Here is a 22893-nt window from a genome sequence, read left to right on the forward strand (position 1 = left end):
CGGGGACGTCGCGTGCGTGAGGACAGGCAGGTGGTGGTCGCCGGCGGCGGACCGGCGGGGGCGACGGCCGCGGGGCTGCTGGCGCGGCAGGGGTTCGACGTGGTGCTGCTGGAACGGGAACGCTTCCCGCGGTATCACATCGGGGAGTCGTTGCTGCCTTCGCTGCTGCCGGTGCTGGACATTCTTGGCGTCCGCGAGACGGTCGAGCGTCACGGGTTCGTCCGCAAGAGGGGGGCCTTCTACGGGTGGGGCGGACAGGAGTGGGCGCTCGGCTTCGACGGTCCCGACCGGGAGGCTCCGTACAGCTTCCAGGTCGTCCGCTCCGAGTTCGACCAGCTGCTGCTCGAGCACGCCCGCCGCCTTGGCGCGGACGTACGGGAGGCGACCCGCGTCCGCGGCGTCACTCTGGAATCGGGGCGGGCGGTGTCTGCGGCGTGGCTGGGCAAGGACGGCCGCGTCGGGAGCACCGGGTTCGCGCACTTCGTCGACGCCACGGGCCGGGCCGGAGTACTGGGCGCCCGGCAACTGGGGAAGCGCCGGGTCCACGACGTCTTCCGGAACGTCGCCGTATGGGGCTATTGGCGAGATGCCACCGCGCTGCCGCAGGCTCCGCAGGGCTCGATCGGCGTCTTCTCACTGCCCGACCACGGCTGGCTGTGGGCCATCCCGCTCCACGACGGCACACTCAGCGTCGGCCTGGTCACCGACAAGCGCTCCTTCCAGCAGGCCCGCGCCACCCTGGGGTCCATCGACGCCGTCTACGAGGAAGCGCTCGGCCGGTGCCCTCTGCTGGGGCGGATCCTCCAGGGGGCGCGGCAGGACTCCGTACTGAAGACCGAAAGCGACTACTCCTACACTGCCGAGGCATTCTGCGGGCCGGGCTGGTACCTCGCCGGCGACGCCGCCTGCTTCCTGGATCCGCTGCTGTCCACCGGCGTGCACCTGGCCATGTACAGCGGGCTGCTCTCCGCTGCCGCGATCACCGCCGTCCTGCGCGGCGAGGTCGCGGAGGACGACGCGCGGGCCTTCTACCAGACCGCCTACCGCAACGCTTATGAACGCCTGCTGATCCTTGTCGGCGCGTTCTACCGCATCCACGATGGCCGTGACGCCTACTTCCGGCAGGCCCAGCAGCTCAGCCACCGCGACCAGCGTCCCCTGCGGCTGCACGAATCGTTCCTTGACATCATCACCGGTGCGGAGGACCTGCACGACGCTCGGTCCTTTTCCCCCGACCAGCTCTATGCCAGGCTCCGCAATCCTCTGGCCGGCCGGACTGGCGAGGGACTCGGCGGCCACGGCACCAGCCACATGCTCCCCCTGCCCCTCACTCCCGGCCACGCGGCCGCAGGCCACTACCTCGCTCTCACCCCTCATCCCACCCTCCGTCCTGTCTGAGACACCGTCGGCTTGCGAACCAGGTAGGTGAGGCAGACGCCTTTCGCGGGGCACTGGAGCTGTGTCTGCCCCCAGCCCCGTACGGCGAATTCCGCCGCCCAAACGCTCGCCGAGCTGCTGCGCGGGCACTGCCACCCCCATCGGCAGCACCCGCGGCACGGGCCGCCGGCTGCTCCGAGGCAAGCACGGTCGCAGCGGGGTGCCCGCATCGTGCCTCCCGCTGGGGTGCCTCGAGAGCTTCGGCGATCACGGCCCCTTGCGGGTATCGCCGTCGCTCGTGTGCAGGCCCGTGCTCCGGTGCCAGGTCAGGTCTGACCGGACCCCTGGTGGTGCTCGGCGGCGAGGGGAAGGCTGCCGAGGCTGATCTGACGGGCCGCCCGGACGGTACGTCCGCCCGCCCCGCGCAGGTCGCTCACCGTTCCTCGACCGGGTAACCCCACTCGATGCCGCCCTTCGCCTCCGGGGCGACCTCGGCCACGGCGAACGCGAACGAGCTCTCGAACTCCGGCTGCCAGCGGCCGAAGCCGGTGATGCTGAGCGGGAACCGCGTCTCGCCCGACACGTAGGGGACACCGTCGTCACAGGCCGTGCCGTAGCTGATCTGGTTCTCGATGCCCTCGTCACGCAGCAGCTCGCCGATCGATTCGGCGACCGCCTCGGCCTGTGCCGCGTCAGTGAGCCGCGAGACAGTGAAGTGAAGATTGATATTGACCGACATGCGCGCAGGCTACCGCCCGCCGTCGACAGGGGCCGACGCGCGATCCTGCCAGGCCGCTCGCGGTCGCCACCGGGCATGCCCAGGGGGCATGGGACACGTGTCGCGCGGCGACAGCCGGACCGTGCTCCGTGAGGACCATGCGAGCGTGACGGGCGACGGCAGGGGGGACGGTGCCGGGTCGGGCATGACAGCTCCTCAACGGTCGGGCCGCCCCGCTGATCGAGGCGGCTCGAACCCGATGCTGCGGACCGCAGCCCTGCGGACAGAGTCCGGCCACCCGCGGAGGGGGACCCTTTCCCTCGGGCGGGTCCTCTGACATCGAAGTGGACCGATTGCCGTCGAAGCCGAACGGCTTGAGCACCGCGCTCTATCTCCTGCGCGCCCTTGCCATCAGAAACGCCGCCCCGACGATGACGATCAAAACGATGGCGATGATCCAGAAGGGCGGCGAGCCCTGACCCGCTCCCTTGGCCAAGAGCTGCATGTGTGACATGTCGTTTCCGTTCCCTCCGTGGTAACTGATGATGGCCCGCATCCGGGTGCCCGGTCCACGCGTCCGTACCCGGTCGATCCGTCCGGATCCGGTGGCAAGCGGTCCAAGTTCTCTGTCAGGAGCCAAGGTTGAAGACGATGCGGTCACGGCGGAGAGGTTCTTCAGGGCGGCGTCACACAGGGGCCGAGAGCCGGACCTGTGGAAGGTGTCCGGCGGGAGAGGCCCGCCCCACCTTTCGGGAGCACCCTGTGGCGAGCACGGCAGACGAGCCGCCGAGCAGCCCTTTGACCGCGGCGAGCGGCCCCCTCCGTGGATCCCTCCAGCACGACGAACTCGTACGTGCCCGGGCACTGGGAGTGGGGGCGGCTACTCCCGAGGGGGCGGCCAAGTACACCGTGGATCCGGTCCGGTGCCGGTCGGACGGGCTTGAGGACGTCGATCACGCGTTGCGGCCGCGTCCCCGGCGGCGCGACCCTTCCCGCCCACGGCCACTTCGTCACGGACCGTGAGCGGCGCAGAGGGGCTCGCCTCGGAGCTGCCGGAAGTACGTGATCACCTGGACTCGCCGGCCATGGACGACCCTGTGCGGCGCGGCTTCGAGGTGAACGAACGCAGGCTCTCCTACCTCGATTTCGGCGGCCCTGGTCCGGTCCTGATCGCTCTGCACGGGCACTGCGGCGAGGGCGCGGACTTCGCCCCGCTGGCCGGACGACTGGGCGCAATCATGGCGTGTGATCGCGCTCGACCAGCGGGGGCACGGCGAGTCCGATCGGGCCGCCGACTACGAGCGCAGCGGCCACGTCGGCGACATCACGGCCCTCCTCGACCACCTCGGGGTGGCGGAGGTCGCCCTGCTCGGTCATTCCCTGGGCGGTGTGAACGCCTACCAGTTCGCCGCCCGCCGTCCCGAGCGCGTTACCGCGCTCATCGTCGAGGACATCGGAGCGGTCTGCGACATCGACCTGTCCTTCGCGAGGAGACTGCCCGACCGCGTCGCGACCCGTGAGGGGCTCGTCGAGGCCCTCGGCGCGGCCACGCTTCACCCGGAGGCCCCGGCCGTGCCCGGATGTGACGCAGGTCTCGGGAACTCGGGCCCCGGGGCCGACAGCTGACTGAGGTGATGACAACCATGCGCGCGCGCATCAGAGCCGGGGATCCGCAGGCCTTCGCGGAACTCTTCGACGAGTACGCGAGAACCGTCTACAACCACGCCTACCGGCTGACCGCCGACTGGGCGGCCGCCGAGGACGTCGTGTCGGCGACCTTCATGGAGGCATGGCGCAGCCGCCTGCGTCTCCAGGCGGAGGGCGGGAGCGTGCGCCCGTGGCTGTTGGGCATCGCCACCAATCTGGTGCGCGCCCAGTTCCGGGGCGAAAGACGGTACAAGGCCGCGGCCGCGGCGACGGCGGCCGCCGCGGGAATCAGGGGAGAGGCAGTGGTCGCCGATCACGCCGACGACGTCGCCGGCCGCTTGGACGACCGCCGGCACCTGGCCGCCACCGTGACCGCGCTCGCCGGACTGCGGCGCAGTGAACGGGAGGTTCTCAGCCTGTGCCTGTGGCAGGGCCTGGACTACGTCACAGCCGCGCAGGTCCTCGACATCCCGGTCGGCACGGTGCGCTCCCGGCTCTCGCGAGCACGCACCAAGCTGAGGAGACTCGCCGACGCACAACTCCGCGCCGGATTCCGGGAACCCGGGCGGGCCAGCCGGCAGATAAGAGGCAACCGCACGATCGCGGCCCGGTCCGCACAGGAAGGAACCCGGTGAACATGCGTCAGCCCCGTTCGAGCGACTCCCGCCGCACCCCTGATGAAGGGCACGAGGGCGAGCACCTGTTGTCCTTCGAGGAGGCCGACCTCCCTGCGGACCGCCACGCCTTCCACAAGGAAGAACTCATGACCTTCATCCAGCAGGACACCCGGGCCGAGGCCACCACGCCCACTCCCGCCGCGCCCGTCCGCCGCAGGCTCCTGCGGCCTCTGGTCATCCTGCCCGCCGTCGCGTGCACGCTGGCCGTTCTCGCCGCGGGGGCCGTCACCCTCACCGGCAGCGACACCGGCAAGGAGACGGTCGCCGGGCCGCCCCTCACCACGACGGTCGGAACCGGCACCAGCGCGGGCCTCCCGCAACTCCTGGACCAGATCTCCCTCGCCTCGGCCAAGAAGCCCCCGGCGAAGGTCAACCCGGGGCAGTACATCTACATCGAGAGCAGGGTCGGCAACACCTATGAGAAGACGGTCGGTGACAAGACCACCCTGGCCAGCGACGGTATCCACCGCCGCCAGATCTGGAACTCCACCGACGGCACGGAGGGCTGGCTCATCGACCCGGCCGTGTCCCCGCCCGGAGGCGAGAAGCTCGACCGCACCAACGAGAAGGGCACGAGCGAACCGCCCTCCCTCAACGCTCCGACGTACGACTACCTCGCCACCCTGCCGACCGACCCCGGCGCACTCCTCGCGAAGATCTACGAAGAGACCGCCGGGATGGGGAACAGCCCCGACCAGCAGGCATTCACCACCATCGGCGACATGCTCGGCGAGACCCTCCCGCCCGCCGAACTGAACACCGCCCTGTTCAAGGCCGCCGCCAAGATCCCCGGAGTCGTCCAGGTCGACGACGCGGTGGACGCCATCGGCCGCCGGGGCATCGCCGTCGCCCGCCTGGACGAGACCTCGGGCGCGCGCACGGAGTGGGTCTTCGACCCCGAGACGTACACCTACCTCGGTGAGCGCACCGTCCAGATACGCCCCAACGGCGGCGACTCCGGCCTCATCACACCCGGCACCGTCATCTACACCGAAGCCATCACACTTCGCCGGGCCGTCGACGTCCTGAAGGAGGTGCCCTCCTCCGGCGTGTAGCCGGCCCGGAGGGACGTCCGGAAGGTATCGGCGTCCGCCCGAAGCGCGGGGTTGCGGCGTCCGGTGCGGCTGATAGCAAGGCGGAGGAGGGGGCCGTGACGGCCGACGACGACGCGGCGATCGTGCATCCCGACGGCGGACCCACCCGGCCCTGCTCGCGATCCTCCCGTCGCCGGCGTCCGCCCCGCGTTTCGTCCCGCGTCGCTGGTTCCAGTGCCGCGGCCGCCGCAACCCGGACCGTGCCGCGTCCGCTCCGCACATGATCCCGGAAACACGCCCTAGGCAGCCCGTGGGGGCTCCGGGAAGGCCAGGGCGGGCGAGCCGCCGTCCCACCACACGCCGATCACGAACGCGGCCGTGGCCTCCACGTACGCGGCCCGGTCCAGCCCGCCCGCCGGCATCGGGGTCCATCCCATTCCGGTGATCAGCTCCGTGACGTGCCCGGCCGCCCCCGGGTCGTCCGCGCAGAACGGCACGGCGGGCGGGACCGGGCCGAAGGCGCCCGCCGGGTGGTCCCACATGCTCACGTGGACCAGATTGAAGGCCTTCACCACGCGGGCCGCGGGCGCCGCCGCCCCGATCAGGCCGGCCACGCTCTCCCCGGCGCCGGTCGTCAGCATCACCCCGCCGGGGCCGGGGTGCAGCGGGTTGGTGCAGTCCACTACCGTCCGCCCCGCCAAGGCCCCGGCGTGCTCCCGGGCCAGCGTCGGCGCCGCCCCGGCCGGGACGGCGAGCAGCACCGCCTCCCCGTACTCCGCGGCCTGCGCGGGCGTGCCGTGTCCGGCCGCCCCGATCCGCCCGGCGAGCGCCCCGGCCGCGGCCGTGTTCCGCCCGCCGACGAACACCTCGTGCCCGGACCGCGCCCACGCACCGCCCAGTGCCGCCGCCATGTCCCCCGTACCCAGTACGCCTACGCGCATCGTCGTCTTCCCTCTCGTACCGTCTCGTCCTGCTCGCTCCGTTCGGTGGTCCGACGCTACGGACGCCGACGCGCACCGTCTGGTGTCCATCGGCGGCGGCAGAATGGGCGGCATGGAGAAGCTGACCGATCCGGCCGCGGGCCTGCCGGACCTCGCGTACACGGCGGACTGCCGGGCGCGCGTCGCCTTCGAGGTGCTGGCGAACCGCTGGGACAGCGTCGTGGTCTTCACGCTCGGGGTGACCGGCCCGATGCGGCCGCGCGCGCTGGTGGCGCGGATCGGCGGGATCAGCCCGAAGGTTCTGAACGAGGCGCTGCGCCGGCTGGAGTACAACGGCCTCGTCGAGCGCCACGCGTACGCCGAGGCCCCGCCGCGCGTCGACTACGCCCTGACCGAGGCCGGCACGGCGTTGCTCGCGCCGATGCGGGCGATGGGCGCATGGGCCGCGCGATACGCGGACGACGTGCTGGAGGCGCAGGACCGGTACGAGACCCGGTGAGTCCGCGCGACACGGAGAGTGCGGCGGCGGATCCAGGACGGGCGGGAGTTCGGCGCGAAGCCGGCCGCTGCGGCCGGGTTGCCGCACGGCCCCGTCCTGGACGGTGAGCGCTGTTCTACGCCGCCGTCGGCGGGTCGGCTGATTCGGCGGCGCGGCGGTATGCGGCGTTGATGCGCTGGGCCTCCTCGAGTTGGTCCTCGAGGACGATGATGCGGCAGGCGGCCTCGATCGGGGTGCCCTGGTCGACGAGTTCCCTGGCACGGGCGGCGATGCGCAGCTGGTAGCGGGAGTAGCGGCGGTGGCCGCCCTCGGAGCGGAGCGGGGTGATGAGGCGGGCCTCGCCGAGGGAGCGGAGGAAGCCCGGTGTGGTGCCGAGCATGTCGGCGGCCCGGCCCATCGTGTAGGCGGGGTAGTCGTCGTCGTCGAGACGGCCGAGCGAGTCGCCTGCTGTCATCTGCACCTCTCTGCGGGAAGCGTGGAGGGGCCCTGGTGCCGTACGGCACCAGGGCCCCGAAGGAACTTCTTCACCACGTGCCGACCCTGATACCGCGCCGGCCTTCTGTGTCCGCCTACCCGGCCAAACGCTGTCGGGAGTGCGGGGATCGCGGTTGCCTGACCGGAGACCACCTCGCTGTCGATGTCCTGCGGTACCCGGACTCGAGACGTCCGTCCGGGCGATCCGCTGCCGGGTACTGCCTCCTGCTCTCCCCGGGACCGCTGCTGCCATGACCGCGGTCCCGTCGGCGGCCCCTGATCACTGCGGGCCACCCGGTGCGGTGGTCAGTCCCGTCGCCGTCCTGCAACAGCCCTGGCTTCGGAACTCCACCACCGCACCGTCCTGCGAACTGCACTCGCGGGTACTGCCGCCCGGCAGTTCGTCTCTGCCGGGCCGTTCTGTCTCTCTGGGCTACGAGAGAAACCATAACGACAGCGCCACCCAATGTCTACTCTCGCCAGCATAGATTTTCCTGCGTCCGTCAGTGAGGTAATCGACTCCCAGTGATGACGGCAGGGGGCGCGAGCCGACCGCCGCCGGGTTTACCTCTCTCAGCGGGGGCACCAGCACCGGACGGACCGGGGCAAGTACTGACGATCGGACAGCAGGGGCACTTGATGGACACGATGAGCATCGCGGTTGCGTCCACCCCCCTCGCGGCCACCGTCGGCGACGCACGCGACAGGGCCCGGGAATTCCTCGTAAGGCTCCGTCCTGCGCTCGCCGTCGGGGCGGCCGACGCCGTGATTCTGGTCGTGTCGGAACTGGTCACCAACGCCCTGCGCCACGGCGGTGGCACCTGCGCCCTGGACCTGACCGCGCACCCGCACGGCATCGAAGTGGCCGTGCGCGACCCGAGCCCGCAGGTGCCCCTCATGCGGGCCCCCGACCTCAGCGGCGGAACCGGAGGGTTCGGCTGGCCCATGGTGAACCGCCTTGCCCGCAGCACGGCCGTGATCCGTCAGGCGTCCGGCGGCAAGATCGTGAGCGCGCTGCTCGCCCGGTAGGCGCAGACGGCAAACCGGCCCGAACCTGCGACCGCCCCGAGACCGAGTCCGTCGATCATTCCAACGGCTTCCGGGTGACGTGCCGCCCGGCTGCCCACCCCCCTGGCGGCCCGCCCTGGACGGTGTGGTGGACCTGTCGAGCTGTCCGAACCATCCATCGCGATGATCGGCGGCGACGCCCACGCGACACTGCCGTCGACGTCGTCCAGGTCCGCGCGCCCTAGGTGGGTTCGGGTCCGGGTTCGTCGTGGATGGTCAACGCTCCAGCGAGGTCGAGATCGTCGTTGGTGCCCTGCGCCCCCGCGCGGACGAGGAGCACTGCGCCGAGGGCGGTGCTCCAGAACGTCCTGGCCTCCACGTCGAGTGCTCGACGGGCCCGCCAGCCGCGACTGTCGAGCAGTCGGCCCACGAAGCGCTCGGATTGCCGGAACAGCAACTGGAGGTGCTGGTCCACCACGGGGGCGAGTTCGGGCTTGGAGATCCCGGTTGCGAGTGCTCGCGCGACCGACGGGAGCGAGGGCATGGCCAGTACGGCGCGGGCGATGTTGCGCCGAAACGCCGCCGCGTCCGGGGCTTGACGGCCGATGCGCTCGATCCGCCGCGTGTCGTGCAGCAAGCCGAGAAAGGCGGCGTGTACGAGCAGCGAGTCCTTCGAGCCGAAATGGTAGGTGACCTGGTTGGGGAAGAGGCCCGCAGCGTTCGCGATCTCCGCGACACTCACCTCGGCTCCGGGCCGCTCCTTGCACAGCCGGGCAGTGACCTCGATCAGCCGGCGCCTCGTCGCGTGACCACGGTGGGCCGCGGGAGTCGGCGTCGCCCGGGCTTCGGCTCGCTTCTTGTCCACCCTCGAATTGTATGTGATACAACAAGACGCATCGACTTGTATGTCATACAAGAAAGGTCGAAGCGCATGCAACGCACTGAAGTCGTCGTGACCGGGCTCGGCGCGATCACCCCCCTGGGTGGAGACGTGACGTCCACCTGGGACGCCCTGCTGGCCGGAGAGTCCGGCATCCGCGGCGACGTCCCGAGCGGACGGGACGCCGGCCTTCCCGGCACCGTCGCCGGGACGATGGCGATCGACCCCGCCGACCTGCTGCCGCCCGTGCAGGCCAGGCGGCTCGACCGCTCGCAGCAGGCGGCCTTCGCGGCGGCGGCCGAAGCCTGGGCCGACGCCGGTGCGCCGGAGGTGGACCCGGACCGGCTCGCATCGGCGATCGGCACGGGCATCGGCGGCGTACGCACACTGCTCCAGCAGGACGACGTCCTGGAGGCGTCCGGGACTCGGCGCGTCTCGCCGCGCACGGTCCCGATGCTCATGCCCAATGCGGCGGCGGCGCTGATCAGCATCGAGTACGGCGCACGGGCTGGCGTCTACACGCCCGTCTCGGCGTGCTCCTCCGGTGCCGAGGCGATCGCCCTGGGGGCCAGGCTCATCCGTGCCGGCGAGGCGGACGTGGTCATCGCGGGCGGGACCGAGGCCGCGATCACCCCGATCACCGTCGCCGGCTTCGCCCAGGCCCAGGCGCTGTCACGGCACACCGCCGAACCCGCCTCGGCGTCCCGGCCGTTCGCCGCAGACCGCAGCGGATTCGTCCTCAGTGAAGGCGCCGCCGTCGTGGTCCTCGAAAGCGCTGAGCACGCCAAGGCCCGAAGCGCGCGCGTCCATGCGGTGCTCGCGGGCGCGGGCATCGCCGCTGACGCTCACCACATCACGGCGCCCGCCCCCGACGGTTCCGGTCAGATCTCGGCCATGCGAAAGGCTCTCGCGCAAGCGGGCTTGGCCCCCGAGCGGATCAGCCACGTCAACGCTCACGCCACCGGAACTCCAGTCGGCGACGTCGCCGAGGCACACGCGATCGCCAAGGTCTTCGGACGCGCCACCGTGACGGCCCCGAAGGCGGCGCTGGGGCACCTCTTCGGCGCGGCGGGCGCCATCGAAGCGCTCATCGCCATCCTCAGTGTGAAGCACGGTGTCATCCCGCCGACCCGCAACCTCACCGCGGCCGGCGTCGACCCCGACATCGATCTCGATGTGGTCGCAGAGCGACGAGACGTTCCCCAGGAGGCCGTGCTCAGCAACTCCTTCGGCTTCGGTGGGCAGAACGTCTCACTCATCGTCACCGGCGCACGCCATCACGAGTTCCGTGCCGGCGCGACCACGCCATGACCCACGCGCGCACTCCTCCTTGGGGCCGCCGCCGTGGGAGGGGCTGCGCGTTCATATCGCACTGGCGGACCCTGGGGGCCCAGGCCCCACGCGGAGGGTCATGAGCGCGGGGGAGTGGGCGGGCACCCTGCGCGATGTCGGGGTCCTGCTCTGGGCGACCTGTGCGTGTCCGACCACCCCTATGACACGGCGGCGGACGCGGGACGGGCCCTGGACGTCCTGGCCGGCTGTGGGCGGAGCGCCGGGGGCGGTCGGCAGCTCCCCGGCGGTCGGCGGCGTCCCGGCAGCCGGTGGCTCCCAGCGGGCCGGATCCCTCAGCAGTCTCCCTGCGGCAGCGGGCACTCGCCCGCCTCGCCGGCCTCCACGCGCAGGTTCTCCGCCACGAGGCCGAGGAGCCGGGCCAGTTCGGCCCGGTCGTCCGGGCCGAGTCCCTGGAGGGAGAGCTGCTCCAGGTCCGACCAGACGCCCTCGACGCCGGTGCGCAGCGAGCGCCCTTCGTCCGTCGCCTCGACCAGGACCGCGCGCCGGTCGGCCGGATCCGGGCCGCGGCGGACGTGGCCGCACTGCTCCAGGCGCTGGAGCATCTTGGTCACCGTCGAAGCGTCGAGGCCCAGGGACTGGATCAGCTCGGACTGGCGGACGGGGCCGCAGTCCCAGAGCCGCATCATCATCATCTCCTGGCCCGGATAGAGACCCAGTTCCTTCAGGCGCCGGCCCGCGGCGATCCGGTGCATACGGGCCACCCGGGCCAGCGCGATGCTGACGGGGCCGCCACGCGCCGCGGACGGCGTCGTCTCCGTACAGACGGGGTCGGTTCCTGGCATCGGTGCTCCTCGGGAAGGCTCTGCCCCCAGATTACCTTGGCCGGCCAACGAATGGGTTACAGTGGCATCCGAGCCAGATACTTGGCCGACCACATAAATCGTGAAGGGGACAGCCATGACCACCGCCTTCGACCCCATCGATCTCGCAGGGACCCGGCTCGCCAACCGCATCGCCATGGCGCCCATGACCCGCAGCCGCGCCGAGGCCGAGAGCCGGACCCCCACCGCGCTCGTCACCGAGTACTACGCCCAGCGCGCCTCCGCGGGGCTGATCATCACCGAGGGCGTCCAGCCGGTCCCCCAGGGCCAGGGTTACCCCTTCACCCCCGGCCTGCACAGCCGGGAGCAGATCGCCGCCTGGCGCGAGGTCACCGAGGCCGTGCACGCACGTGGCGGAAGGATCTTCGCCCAGCTGATGCACGCCGGACGGATCAGCCACCCCGTCGTCCTCCCCGACGGGCTCCACCCCGTCGCGCCCTCCGCCATCGCTCCGGCGGGCCAGCTCTTCGCCGGCACCGGGCTCATCGACTTCGTCGCCCCGCGCGAGCTCACCGCCGACGAGGTGCCGGAGACGATCGCCGGCTTCGCCGCCGCTGCCCGCAACGCCGTCGAGGCCGGCTTCGACGGCGTCGAGGTCCACGGCGCCAACGGCTACCTCGTGCAGCAGTTCCTCGCCTCCGGCTCCAACCACCGCACCGACCGCTGGGGCGGCTCCGTGGAGAACCGCATCCGTTTCGCGGTCGAGGTCGTCAAGGCCGTCGCCGACGAGATCGGCCCCGAGCGCACCGGCCTGCGCATCTCCCCGGCCAACACCTACAACGACATCGCCGAGACCGACACCGAGGAGCTCTACCCCGCCCTCGTCGCCGCGATCGAGCCGGTCGGCATCGCGTACCTGCACGTCACGGAGGCCGCGCCCGGGATCCGCGAGCTCACCCTCGCCCTGCGCAAGGCGTTCTCCGGCACCTTCATCCTCAACCCCGCCACCGAAGGACCGACCGGCGCCGACGCCCTGGCCCTCGTCGAGGACGGCACCGCCGACCTCGTCGCGTACGGGGCGCTGTTCCTCGCCAACCCCGATCTGCCCGCCAGGCTGAAGGCCGGCGGTCCGTTCAACACCCCGGACCCCGCCACCTTCTTCGGCGGCGACCACCGCGGCTACACCGACTACCCCACGCTGTAAGGGCGTACGGGAAGGGGGCGGGGGCCGGCACAGGACCCCCGCCTCCTTCCGGTACCGGGACTGCTTCCGTTCCGCCATGCCGCCCCGCGCGGGCCCGGCGCCCGCTGCCACTCGACTCGGCCTCGTGCCGCTGCCTGGACATCACCACCCCGCCGCGGTCGGCCCCTTCATCCTGCCGGGAGAGGGTCGCGCCGCGGCCTGCCGGGCACCGTGAGTGACTGTACGGCGGCCTTGTCCTGTGTCCCTTGCGCCGGGGGTCCGCCATCCGCGCCAGTGAAGGAGGGCGGCAGACCGCCTCAGAGGCGGCTCCCACCCCGCAGGGCACGGCACCCGTGGCGCCGGCGCGGACCGCGAGTCCGGCGCCCGCCGGCCTCACCCGCACGGCCGGACCGGCCAACGGGACCGTCGGACCGTGACCTGACCGTCGTCACTGCCGGCCCCCGCCTTGCGGTACATACCCACCTCCGACTTGCCTACAAGGAAAGTCAAGCATTACTTTCCCTGTAGGAAAGTAATCGGGGGCGAGAGGGTGATGACCGTGAGCATGCCGGTGGATGCCGAACAGGCATGGAAGGATCTCCAGCGCATCCGAGTGCCGCAGGAGCGGGTGTACGACGAGTTCGAGCGCTCCGCGTCCGGCGGGCGGGGCACGACCTACGGCACGGCCGCACTCATGTGGGTGTTCCTCGCCGGCGTCGGCATGGATCCGCCCCAGTGGGGCGTCGTACTGTTCGTGGCCGCCTACGCCGTCCTGTTGAGCGCGCTGGTCGTCAGGCGCAGCCGCAGAAACCGGATGCAGCTGCACCACACGCGCTACCCCGGACGTGTGTGGGCCGCGTTCGGCGCGGCGGCGATCCTGGTCGGCGGGACGGTCGTGCTGGCGGACCACCTGACCGGGTCGCTGCAGCCGATCCACGCCGGCCTCATCCAGGCAACGGCCGCGGTGGCCGTGTACCTGCTCTCCCTCGGTCCCGCCAACCGCTGGGCGGCCGCCTCGGTGCGGAGCGGCGGCGGCCCAGCGGCGGCCGACGAGGAGGCGGGCCGGTGAGCACCCCCGCCGGCTTCGACGAGCTGATCCACCCCGCCACCCGGCTGTCGGTGGTCGCGCTGCTCGCCGCCACCGAGTGGGCGGAGTTCGCGTTCGTCCGCGACAGCCTCTCGCTCAGCGACTCCGCGCTCTCCAAGCAGCTGCACACCTTGGAGGGGGTCGGATACCTGGAGACCCGGAAGGAGGGCGGCGGCCGCAACCGCCGTACGAAGGTACGGCTGACGGCTCGCGGTCGCACCGCCTTCGAAGGGCATGTGGCGGCGCTCCGCGCCATCGTGGACAGCGCCGGCCCCGCGGCCGGGGCGGCACAACAGCAGCCCCGCGCGGAGGCGGGCCGATGACGACGTCCGGGCGCACCGACGCTCGGCCCGTGATCCGGATACGCGATCTGACCATGGCGTACGGCGATGTCGACGTCCTGCGCGGGGTCGACCTGGACGTCCACCGCGGCGAGGTCTTCGCGCTGCTCGGGCCCAACGGCGCGGGGAAGACCACCACCGTCGAGATCCTGGAAGGCTTCAGGCAGCGCTCCGGCGGGGAGGCGAGCGTCCTCGGCACGGATCCCGAGCGGGGCGGCGACGCGTGGCGAGCCCGGATCGGCCTGGTCCTGCAGTCCTGGCGTGACCACCGCCGCTGGCGGGTCGCCGAGCTGCTGAACCACTTCGCGGCCTACTACCCCGATCCGCGCGACCCGGCCGAACTGCTGGCCCTGGTCGGCCTCACCGACCAGGCCGGCCGGCAGGTGGACCGGCTCTCCGGCGGCCAGCGACGGCGCCTCGACGTCGCGCTCGGCATCGTCGGCCGCCCCGAACTCCTCTTCCTCGACGAGCCGACCACCGGCTTCGACCCTCAGGCGCGGCACGAGTTCCACGTCCTGGTCGAACAACTGGCCCACGACGAGGGCGTCACCGTCCTGCTCACCACCCACGACCTGGCGGAGGCCGAGCGGCTCGCCGGCCGGATCGCCATGCTGGTCGGCGGCCGGATCCGCGCGTGCGGTACACCTGCGGAACTGGCCCGGCGAGCCGCCGCCCAGGCCGAGGTCCGCTGGACGGCCGGCGACGGGGCGCCCCGCCGCGAACGCACCGAGGACCCTTCACGGCTGGTCTGGGAACTCCACCGGCACGCGGACGGCCCGGTCGCCGACCTGGAGGTCCGCCGCCCGACGCTGGAGGACACCTACCTGCACATGGTCCGGGAGGCCGAGCGCCCGGACGGGGCCGACGGCACGGACGGCCGCGCGGACGAGGAGGCACCGGCCGCATGAGGGGGACACACATGACGAGCAGAACGAACAGGACGAACAGCTGGCGTGCCGGGCTCCAGCGCGGCGGGATCGAACTGCGGCACCTCCTGCGCAACGGCAAGGAGATGTCCGGCCATCTGACCAACGTGGTCGTCGCGTTGCTCGTCGCCGCCTACATCAGCGACGACGTGCCCGGAACCCGGACCCCGATGACACACCTGGTACTGGCGGGCTTCGCCGCCTACCTCCTGTTCCAGGTCGGGTTGATCAACCTTCCGCAGATCCTCGTCACCGAGCGGGAGGAGGGCACCCTGCTACGGCTGCGCGCCACGCCCGGCGGGATACCGGCCTACCTCGTCGCCAAGTCCCTGCTGGTGGTCGTCCTGGCGGTCGGGACCCTGGCGCTGCTCCTGGTCGCCGGGGCACTGCTGGCCGACGGGCCACTGCCGGACGGGCCGGGCGACTGGCTGACGCTGCTGTGGGTCACCGCACTCGGGCTGCTCGCCGTCATACCGCTCGGCGCGGCCATAGGCGCCGTCCTGCCCAACCCCCGCGAGGCCCTGGCGTTGGTCATGCTGCCGACGATGGGGCTGCTGCTGACCTCGGGGACGGTGTTCCCGATCACCGCACTGCCCGTGCCGGTGCAGCAGGTGGCCGCGGTCTTTCCGCTCAAGTGGATGGCGCAGGGTCTGCGGGCGGCGCTGCTCCCGGACTCGGCACGGACCGCCGAGGCGGCCGGCTCCTGGGAACTGCCCATGGTCGCCCTGGTCCTCACGGCCTGGGCGGTCCTCGGGTTCCTCCTCGCGGTGCCGCTTCTGCGCCGCGCCGCCCGCCGCGAGTCCGGCTCGCGGCTGACCGCCCGCCAGCGCAAGGCGGCACAGAGCGGCGCGCCGACCGGATAGGCGACCACGCGGCGACCGGGCTACGCCGTGGCCCGCTTCGACGGCACGGCCCGACGGGGCCGCGGACGGTGGGCGAAGGAGCAGGGAGACGGCATCGAAGACGGCACGCACCATCGCGACGGCCCGGATCGGACGGAGGGCGGCACTCGACTCGGCCCCCTGCGTGAGCTTGTCGCGCAGCAGTCGGCTGCGGTCGAGTTCGGCGGCGAGTCCGGCCGTGACGAGCCCTGCGTCGGTGGCCCGTTCGATCAGGTCGTGGAGCGGTTCGTTCACGGCCAGACGCTCGGCGAGGACGTGCTCCATGGTGAACAGGGAATGCGTGACGGCGGCAGTGGCGAACTCGTACCGGTTGAAGGAGTGCCGGATGAGCTCGCGGGAGGTTTCCCTCGCGCTCGTGACGTACATCGACGCGTCGCCGGGCAGAACCAGGTCGGCAACCAGGGCGTGCATGTCCGCATAGTCGAGAACGAGGTCGCGGGCGCGCGGGTCCCGTACCGGCTGGAGGAGCGGGTCGGTCGGTGGTGGCAGGGTGTTCACCGGTGCAGTCTCGTCGTCGGAAAGCTGTCGGCGCCATCGGATTGCCCGGGGGAGAGGGTGACCCGCTCCCGCATGTCGCCAAGGCCCGGTCCGACCGTCGGAGAACGAGCACCCGCAGGCGAAGGCGTGCGGAAATCCGGTCGGCGCGGGCCGAGCGGCCGGTGTCCGGGTGCCCGGCCCGCGCGCTCATGTCACCGCCCGGCTTGAAGGGCCGTCCAGGTTGCCGTGCCCGCGATGCCGTCCGCTGTCAGCGCTCGGCTGCTCTGGTAGTCCCGGACCGCCTGGGCGGTGGCGGGGCCGAAGCTCCCGTCGATTCCCACGGTCCGGCCCAGCGCGGCCGTCAGTGACCGCTGGAGCCGTTTCACGTCGGTGCCCGACGAGCCCTCGCGCAAGAGGGGTTTGGTTCCGGCCGAGAGCAGTGCCGTCCAGGTCTGCCGGCCGATGATCCCGTCGGCCGGCAGGGCGCGGGCGTTCTGGAACGCCTTGACGGCGGTCGCCGTCTTGGTGCCGAAGACACCGTCCGCGGTACCCGCGGCATAGCCCTGGGTGTTGAGCAAGGTCTGCGCCGCGGTGACCTGGGGGCCGGTCGATCCGCTGCGGAGCGTGTCATAGGACGGGAAGTCGAGGTTGACGACCCCGCTGCCGGTGCCGCCGACGAGCTGCATGTAGTACGACCAGTTCCAGTTCGGTCCCGGGTCGGTGTGGTCGTTGTCGGGGACCTCGGAGTGCCCGACGATGTGCGCCCGGTCCTTGGGGATGCCGTACGTGTCGGCCAGGTGGCGCGTGAGGGCGGCGGACGACCGGTACATCGCGTCGGTGAACCAGGCGGGGTTGTCGACGTACCCCTCGTGCTCGATGCCGACGCTGTAGGCATTGCCCGAGCGTGCGTGGTAGGCGGTGTCCTTGTCGCGCACCATCTGGGTGACCTGTCCGTCGGACGATCGGATGACGTAGTGCGCGCTGACGTTCGAGCTGGGGTTCTGGAACCAGCTGATGGAACCGGCGTACGAACCCTGGGTGACGTGGATGACGACGGCGGAGATCGCCGAGGTGCGTCCCACGGTGTAGTTCCCGCTGTTCGCCGCCACCCACAGGGCGGGCGGGTAGTCGGTGCTCAGTGTGCCCGCTGTGGCCGAGCCTCCTTCGTCCAGCGCGGGTACGTGCGCATACCGGCCGCGTTCGGGGCGCACGGCGCGTGGGCGCACGTCGACGGTCTCGCCCGTCTCCGTGGTGGCGCGGACGCCGTTCGCCAGGAAGTCGTAGACGGAGTCCGCGTAGAGGCGGGCCGCGCGCTCGTCCGTGCTGCCGCTGTACTCGGCCACCGCCGGATACCAGGCACCGGCGTCGCCCCGGTCGTCCGCGGTGAGCCCCAGCCGGTCGGCGTACGAGCGCAGGACGGCGGCCGCGCCGCGGATGTTGGCGGCGGTGCTGTCCCGCAACGCGGCCGGTGTCTCGCCCGTCAGCTCCGCGGCCAGCTCCAGAGTGCGCGCACGGGGGTTGCTGACCAGGTGCATCACCCCGTAGCCGTTCGCGTGGCTGGGTTCACCCTTATGGGAGTCGAGTCGGCTTTCGCCGTACCCGATCGCCACGAGCAGGTCGCGGGGGACGTCGAACTCCGCGCCGGCCCGTACGAAGGAGCGATCGACGGTGCCGTGAGCGGCGGGCGTCGCGGTGGCGGAAGGGGCGCCCAGGCCGGTGAACAGGACGGCGACGGCCGTACCGAGGACGAGTGCGGTGGTGCGTCTCCATGATCGAGAGTGTCGGCGCATAGGGCGGTGTCTCCTCATGGCAGTCGGATCGGTCGGATCGGTCGGATCGGTCGGATCGGCGGGGTCGGTCGGTGGGCCGGTGAGGTCTCCGACGCGCCGGTCGGGTGGGCTGTGGAGCCACTTCAACAAGTGTGCATGTCCACGTCAATGTGTGTGCGAGCCACTGTGCCGCAGGCATGTGTGTGTAGTTGTGAGGCTAACTCAGCCGAGCGCTTCTCGCGGGTGCTTGGACGTGAGCCGAATGGCGTGGTGTGGTGCCAGTGCGCCCCGCAGGGGAACCCCGCACCACGGGTCGATGGGCCATCGGTGCAGGAGCGCGTCCCTGCGGGCGTCCGGCCTACCGCACCTTCGGTGAGGTGCCGCAGGTTCTCACGCGGCCGGCGACCTCGCCGGGCCTCTGCGTCGTGCGAGTGACCGAATGCGTCGCCGGATGCGGCCGGCGGCGGGCTGGAGGGCCTCGGCTGAGCGCCCTTCGAGGCCTCGTGTCAGGCCGCGGCGAGCCGCTCTACCAGCAGTTCCACTCTCACGTCGGCGTCCTCGGGCAGCAGGCGGCCCGCTCGGGTCAGGGTCGCCAGGCCGTGCAGTGCCGCCCAGAACACCTCGGTGAACATCCCTGGGGCGACGCCGCGGCCGGCGACCTCGGCGAGGCACTCGAGCAGGGCGGCGAAGGCGTCCTTCAGTGGCTCGGGGGTGTCTTCCTGTGCGTACGCCAGGCCACCGTCAAGGTGGAACAAGGCGTCGTAGACGGCGGGATTGCGCTCGGCGAAGTCGAGGTACGCGCGGGCGAGGGCGGCTACCCTCTCGCGCGGGCCGCTCGCTCCGGACGTCGCGGCCCTCACCGACGCGGCCAACTCGGTGGCGCCTTCCAGGGCGACGGCGCCGATGATCTCGCGCTTGCCGCGGAAGTGGCTGTAGAGGACGGGCTGGCTGTACTCGATGCGCTCGGCGAGCCGACGGGTGGTGACGGCGTCCCATCCCTGCTCTTCGGCGAGTTCGCGGGCCGTCGCCACGATGAGGCGCTCGCGCTCCGCCCGTTCGCGCTCCTTGCGTTCCTTGACCGACATAACTGGATCCTAGCATCGCTAGACAATCGAGCATGGGCAGGTCTAGCGTTGCTTCATCATCTAGCACCGCTAGATCCCAGGAGGGGTCACCGTGTTCGACACACTCCAAGTCGTCACCACCGTCGTCGTCGGCCTGATGGTGGGGGTGGAGTTCTCCGTCGCCTTCATCATGAACCGCATCCTGGACGCGCTTCCCGAGGACAGCGGCCAGCTGGGCCACGCCCACGGCGGACGGATGCTCGGCGCCCTGATGCCGTTCTGGTACATCGGCTCGCTCGTCCTTGTCGCGGCCTGGGCCACCGCCGGCTGGCGCCACCCCGGCGCCGGACTCGTCGTCACCGCCGCCGGACTGCTGATCCTCAGCGTGGTCATGTCGATCCTGCTGCTCGTCCCGATCAACAACCGGAACAAGACCTGGACCCCCGAGAACCGGCCCGCCGACTGGAAGGATCAGCTGCACCGCTGGGAGCGCTACCACTACGTTCGCGTCGCCGTCATCGTCGCCGCGTTCACCCTGCTGGTCGCCGCCCTCGCCTGATGGACCGCTACCCCGACACGCACCGGTTCCCTGCGACGGCTGCGCCCTTCGCGGTGAGCCGGAAAGGGTACGGGGGTGGCTGCCCGCAGGCAGAGGTCACGCCGCCGGCCCGTCCCGGATCCCCGGGGGCCGGCCGCACAGCCGGGCATGCTGCCGCCGCGTAGATCCCTGAACTGTGATCCCGGCAGGCTGCGCCCCTCGAACGGCCGCGTTCAGGCGGCCTGATGAGCCTCACACGGCTCGGCAGGCGTCACACAGACCACGTGGCTGACGAAGACTCGCATGGAGAAGACCAATGTCGCTGAAGAAGATCAATACCGTCATGGCCGCCGCCTTCATCCTCTTCATTCTCTGGTTCGGGACGGAGTACATCGTGAGCCCGGAAACGACGGCGCCGGGCTACGGCCTGCCGAGCTGGCCGCCCGGCGACGGCAACGGCTTCCTGACCATCAAGGGAATACGCGACGTCGTCCTGGCCTCGGTACTGGGCGCCTTGCTCGTGACGGGTCACCGGCGGGCGCTGGGCTGGGCGTTGCTGATCGAAGCGCTCGCCGCGTACGGCGACATGGCCAACGTGCTGGCCCATCACGGCTCCGTGGCCACCGCGCTCGGCGTGCACTGCCTGACCGCGACCCTGATGGTGTGCAACGGCCTGCTGATCATGCGCGAGACCCGCGACGTCGCGGCCGCGCCACAAGCGCCCGCCCCCCAGCCCGCCTGAGCATCGATGGGGCGTCCTCCTCCGTGGTGTCGATCGGTGGGCGGGACGAGGCGCAGGGACTGAGCGGCGTGGGATTCGCGGACGCGGCTGCTCGTCGGCCTCGGTGACGCGCGGGTGTGTACCGCCCATGGGGCACCTCCGGGCGTGCGAAGGCGCGGCCGCACGTGGGGGAGCGGCCGGGCCGATGCAGCGCAGAGTCAGCGGGCGTCGTACGTCCAGGTGCCGCCCTCACGGCGGCCTCGTACATGGGCCGGGGGATCTTCGTGGCGCAGCGCTTCGACAGTGCGCCGTACGCGGCGTCGACGTCCTGCCCGACATACGCGGTGCTGTAGGCCCGCACGGCGGCTTCGAGTTCGGCTTTCCCGGCGTCCCTGACCGGCTGCTCGGTGGCAGCGGTGGCAGCGGTGGCAGCGGTGGCGCCGGGCTTGGGGCTGCCGGAGGCCGGTGGGTTGTCGGCGGGCGCGGAGCAGCCGGCGAGTGTCAGGGCGGCGGGTGCGAGAGTGCCGAGGACGGCGATGGCCGCGGCTCGGATGCGCATCGGCTCAGCATGGCGTCGGCGAGACGGCGCGGGGCCGGTGCGGCCGTCCTGTGATGTACGGAAGCCCCGCGTGGATCAGTAGCGGGTGGCCGAGGTCCGCCTCCCTTCTGGGCGACGGGAGGCGGTCCGGTCCGGTTCTCTAGCCGGCCTATTCGGGTGCACGCGCGTCGGTGGCCGGTCGTCCGTGTCTCCCTGCCCGAGTCGGGGTCAGGGAGCGAAGGAGAGCATGCGGGGTTCATGACGGGCGTCGTCGCCGTCCACGCCCGCGGGTGCGAGTACGAGCCGGTCGCCTACGTAGGCGTTCCGCCCGACGCTGCCCATCCGGATCTCGATCCTCGCGGTGGAAGCGGGGAGCTTCAGTCTGTCCTTGGTGGAGTCGGCGCCGCCCGGGCCGATCTGTATGACGCGTCCGGGACGGCTGCCGGTGCCCACCTGGTAGACGAGACCGGTCCTTCCCGCTCCGACGCGCAAGGGGAAGTAGCCGTACGAGGTGCCCTCGGCCTTCACGCCCCAGACGAGTGTGCCGGTGCCGAGGTGGTAGGCCCCGACGCGGTCCTTGCCGCCCAGGATCACGAGCCCGCCGCCGACGACGGCCTCCCGGCACGCCTGTGCGTTGGCGGAGGTGTCCAGGGTGTCGCCGCAGTGCTTGAAGCCTTTCCCCCGGGGGTCGATGGTCCTGCGGGCCCGCCCGTCGGGCCCGAGGGCGACGACCCGCCAGTCCTCGGCGTGAGTCCCCCGGTGCGCGGTGGTGATCACTGCGGGGGCGACGGAGAGCACCTGCCCGATTCTTCGGCCCGGCTCCGTCCGGTAGCGCCACATGACCTTGCCGGTCGCGGGGTCGATCTCCCGGACCTGGTCGTACGCCTTCTCCATCGAGGTGATCGCGCAGTTGGCGAGCACCAGGAGCCGGCTGCCGCCCGCCACCCTGCCGGGGTAGCACGTGCCGGGGTTCTCCATGGTGATGTCGTACAGCTTCCGACCGTCGGCGACGCGGTACGCGGCGGCTTTCATGCTCTGGACTATGGCGACGGTGGTGCCGCTGACGGCGCTGTCCACGATGATCGTGTCGTCCCCGGAGCCGGTCTCGGTCAGCTCCTTGTGCCAACCCTCCTTGCCCGTACGCAGGTCGATCATGCGGAGCTTGTTGCACCGGGCGCCGGTCCAGGCCTCGACGTTCTGGAGGACGATGACGACCTTGCCGTCGGGGGTCGGGTTGACCGGGGTCTCGCAGACGGGGGTGGGGAGGGTGACGCTCCACAGCTCGGCGCCGTCGCTGAGCCGGTGGGCGACGACCCTTTTGTAGACGGCCTGTACGGCGGTGTCGCCGATGATCCAGAGATCCTCGGTCGGGATGTTCCGGCGGGGCAGATCGGTGCGGTCGTCGACGATCCAGGCGCTCGCCTCGCCGGACCGGCGCTGCCGAGCGATCTCCTCGGTGGTCGGGATGCGGGAGGGCGTCGGACGGGGGCGGGCCGTCGCCGTCGACGGGGCAGTGGAGGGCGGAGCGCTGTTCCGCGGCCCGGCACGGTCCGGTCCGGAACGCTCGCCGAGGACGTACGCACCGACGCCGACGAGCAGCAGCAGGGCGAGGCCCGCGGCGGCGAGGGGCCATCCGCGGCGGCGCGGGTGCGGTGGGCGAGGCGGTGGTGGACCGTAACCCCCAGGGGCGTACGGGTTGTCCGGCGCGGGCCAAGAAGGCGGGCGATGCCTGTACCAGGGCTCGTGCGACTGCGACATCCGGTTTCCCCCTGTGAAGGTGCGAGCGGGCTCCCCGTGGAACCGGTCTTGGGAGAGCTGTTCTGATCGATGGGTGCGGCGGTTTCGTCGAAACGCCCCATGTCGACCACGGGGCCTTCGGGGCGAAGGGCGGGCAGGCATACGGCGAAGGTGTGGGCGCCGACGTGGTCAAGCGCCACGTCGGTGCCGGGCGCGGCACCCGTCACGCTGTGACGGGACA

Annotated in this window: 22 protein-coding genes; 14 read left to right on the forward strand and 8 right to left on the reverse strand. The window is 71.6% G+C overall.

Annotated features, from left to right (window positions below; translation table 11 throughout):
* The first annotated feature begins 12 nt into the window (after positions 1–12).
* Positions 13–1398: an NAD(P)/FAD-dependent oxidoreductase gene (locus AB0K65_RS19560; RefSeq protein ID WP_365718118.1), complete on the forward strand. Its 1386-nt coding sequence runs from the start codon at positions 13–15 to the stop codon at positions 1396–1398.
* Positions 1399–1810: 412 nt separating this feature from the next.
* Here AB0K65_RS19560 and AB0K65_RS19565 read toward each other — a convergent pair whose 3' ends face one another.
* The gene (locus AB0K65_RS19565; RefSeq protein ID WP_365718120.1) at positions 1811–2116 is read right to left on the reverse strand and encodes a hypothetical protein; all 306 of its coding nucleotides are present in this window, start codon (positions 2114–2116) and stop codon (positions 1811–1813) included.
* Between the two features lie 1224 nt (positions 2117–3340).
* Between AB0K65_RS19565 and AB0K65_RS19570 the strand changes: the two genes are divergently transcribed.
* The 3 genes from AB0K65_RS19570 to AB0K65_RS19580 are packed head-to-tail and all read left to right on the forward strand — an operon-like array spanning position 3341 to position 5474.
* Positions 3341–3721 (forward strand): alpha/beta fold hydrolase, encoded by a 381-nt coding sequence (locus AB0K65_RS19570; RefSeq protein WP_365718122.1) that lies wholly within the window; start codon positions 3341–3343, stop codon positions 3719–3721.
* 17 nt (positions 3722–3738) lie between these two features.
* A complete protein-coding gene (locus AB0K65_RS19575; RefSeq protein ID WP_365718124.1) occupies positions 3739–4377 on the forward strand; it encodes an RNA polymerase sigma factor in 639 nt (212 codons plus the stop codon).
* Positions 4378–4379: 2 nt separating this feature from the next.
* Positions 4380–5474, forward strand: a complete 1095-nt coding sequence (locus tag AB0K65_RS19580; protein WP_365718126.1) for a CU044_5270 family protein — start codon at positions 4380–4382, stop codon at positions 5472–5474.
* A 278-nt stretch (positions 5475–5752) separates the two neighbouring features.
* Here AB0K65_RS19580 and AB0K65_RS19585 read toward each other — a convergent pair whose 3' ends face one another.
* Positions 5753–6394, reverse strand: a complete 642-nt coding sequence (locus AB0K65_RS19585; protein ID WP_365718128.1) for an NAD(P)-binding domain-containing protein — start codon at positions 6392–6394, stop codon at positions 5753–5755.
* 112 nt (positions 6395–6506) lie between these two features.
* On the opposite strand from AB0K65_RS19585, the gene AB0K65_RS19590 reads away from it, so the two are divergent.
* On the forward strand, positions 6507–6893 hold the full coding sequence (locus tag AB0K65_RS19590; protein WP_365718130.1) for a helix-turn-helix domain-containing protein: 387 nt from the start codon (positions 6507–6509) through the stop codon (positions 6891–6893).
* Between the two features lie 115 nt (positions 6894–7008).
* On the opposite strand, the gene AB0K65_RS19595 is transcribed toward AB0K65_RS19590, so the two are convergent.
* Positions 7009–7347 carry a MerR family transcriptional regulator gene (locus tag AB0K65_RS19595; RefSeq protein WP_365718132.1) on the reverse strand — a complete coding sequence of 113 codons (339 nt, stop codon included), beginning with the start codon at positions 7345–7347 and terminating at the stop codon, positions 7009–7011.
* Between the two features lie 659 nt (positions 7348–8006).
* On the opposite strand from AB0K65_RS19595, the gene AB0K65_RS19600 reads away from it, so the two are divergent.
* A complete protein-coding gene (locus tag AB0K65_RS19600) occupies positions 8007–8396 on the forward strand; it encodes an ATP-binding protein (protein ID WP_365718134.1) in 390 nt (129 codons plus the stop codon).
* Between the two features lie 220 nt (positions 8397–8616).
* On the opposite strand, the gene AB0K65_RS19605 is transcribed toward AB0K65_RS19600, so the two are convergent.
* Entirely contained in the window at positions 8617–9240 is a 624-nt protein-coding gene (locus AB0K65_RS19605; protein ID WP_365718136.1) for a TetR/AcrR family transcriptional regulator C-terminal domain-containing protein, read from the reverse strand.
* Between the two features lie 66 nt (positions 9241–9306).
* Between AB0K65_RS19605 and AB0K65_RS19610 the strand changes: the two genes are divergently transcribed.
* Positions 9307–10566, forward strand: a complete 1260-nt coding sequence (locus tag AB0K65_RS19610) for a beta-ketoacyl-[acyl-carrier-protein] synthase family protein (RefSeq protein ID WP_365718138.1) — start codon at positions 9307–9309, stop codon at positions 10564–10566.
* Between the two features lie 314 nt (positions 10567–10880).
* On the opposite strand, the gene AB0K65_RS19615 is transcribed toward AB0K65_RS19610, so the two are convergent.
* On the reverse strand, positions 10881–11390 hold the full coding sequence (locus AB0K65_RS19615; protein ID WP_365718140.1) for a MarR family winged helix-turn-helix transcriptional regulator: 510 nt from the start codon (positions 11388–11390) through the stop codon (positions 10881–10883).
* Positions 11391–11505: 115 nt separating this feature from the next.
* On the opposite strand from AB0K65_RS19615, the gene AB0K65_RS19620 reads away from it, so the two are divergent.
* The 5 genes from AB0K65_RS19620 to AB0K65_RS19640 all read left to right on the forward strand — a co-directional run bounded on the left by AB0K65_RS19620 (position 11506) and on the right by AB0K65_RS19640 (position 15769).
* A complete protein-coding gene (locus AB0K65_RS19620; RefSeq protein WP_365718142.1) occupies positions 11506–12573 on the forward strand; it encodes an alkene reductase in 1068 nt (355 codons plus the stop codon).
* 544 nt (positions 12574–13117) lie between these two features.
* Positions 13118–13621, forward strand: a complete 504-nt coding sequence (locus tag AB0K65_RS19625; protein ID WP_365718247.1) for a hypothetical protein — start codon at positions 13118–13120, stop codon at positions 13619–13621.
* Complete coding sequence (locus tag AB0K65_RS19630) at positions 13618–13962, forward strand: transcriptional regulator (RefSeq protein ID WP_365718144.1); 345 nt, start codon at positions 13618–13620, stop codon at positions 13960–13962. Before AB0K65_RS19625 ends, AB0K65_RS19630 begins: the two co-directional genes overlap by 4 nt.
* The gene (locus AB0K65_RS19635) at positions 13959–14888 is read left to right on the forward strand and encodes an ABC transporter ATP-binding protein (RefSeq protein WP_365718146.1); all 930 of its coding nucleotides are present in this window, start codon (positions 13959–13961) and stop codon (positions 14886–14888) included. Before AB0K65_RS19630 ends, AB0K65_RS19635 begins: the two co-directional genes overlap by 4 nt.
* 11 nt (positions 14889–14899) lie before the next feature.
* Positions 14900–15769, forward strand: coding sequence for an ABC transporter permease (locus AB0K65_RS19640; protein WP_365718148.1), 870 nt, complete (start codon positions 14900–14902; stop codon positions 15767–15769).
* A 728-nt stretch (positions 15770–16497) separates the two neighbouring features.
* Here AB0K65_RS19640 and AB0K65_RS19645 read toward each other — a convergent pair.
* Both AB0K65_RS19645 and AB0K65_RS19650 read right to left on the reverse strand, forming a co-directional pair.
* Complete coding sequence (locus AB0K65_RS19645) at positions 16498–18075, reverse strand: peptidoglycan-binding protein (protein ID WP_365718151.1); 1578 nt, start codon at positions 18073–18075, stop codon at positions 16498–16500.
* 485 nt (positions 18076–18560) lie between these two features.
* Complete coding sequence (locus tag AB0K65_RS19650; protein ID WP_365718153.1) at positions 18561–19139, reverse strand: TetR/AcrR family transcriptional regulator; 579 nt, start codon at positions 19137–19139, stop codon at positions 18561–18563.
* A gap of 91 nt (positions 19140–19230) precedes the next feature.
* On the opposite strand from AB0K65_RS19650, the gene AB0K65_RS19655 reads away from it, so the two are divergent.
* Positions 19231–19677 carry a DUF1772 domain-containing protein gene (locus AB0K65_RS19655; protein ID WP_365718155.1) on the forward strand — a complete coding sequence of 149 codons (447 nt, stop codon included), beginning with the start codon at positions 19231–19233 and terminating at the stop codon, positions 19675–19677.
* Between the two features lie 295 nt (positions 19678–19972).
* Positions 19973–20398: a DUF4267 domain-containing protein gene (locus AB0K65_RS19660; RefSeq protein WP_365718157.1), complete on the forward strand. Its 426-nt coding sequence runs from the start codon at positions 19973–19975 to the stop codon at positions 20396–20398.
* Positions 20399–21143: 745 nt separating this feature from the next.
* Here AB0K65_RS19660 and AB0K65_RS19665 read toward each other — a convergent pair.
* Positions 21144–22673 (reverse strand): PQQ-binding-like beta-propeller repeat protein, encoded by a 1530-nt coding sequence (locus AB0K65_RS19665; protein ID WP_365718159.1) that lies wholly within the window; start codon positions 22671–22673, stop codon positions 21144–21146.
* Positions 22674–22893 lie beyond the last annotated feature (220 nt).

The sequence above is a fragment of the Streptomyces sp. NPDC053755 genome (genome assembly GCF_040677675.1).
Classification (GTDB): Bacteria; Actinomycetota; Actinomycetes; order Streptomycetales; family Streptomycetaceae; genus Streptomyces.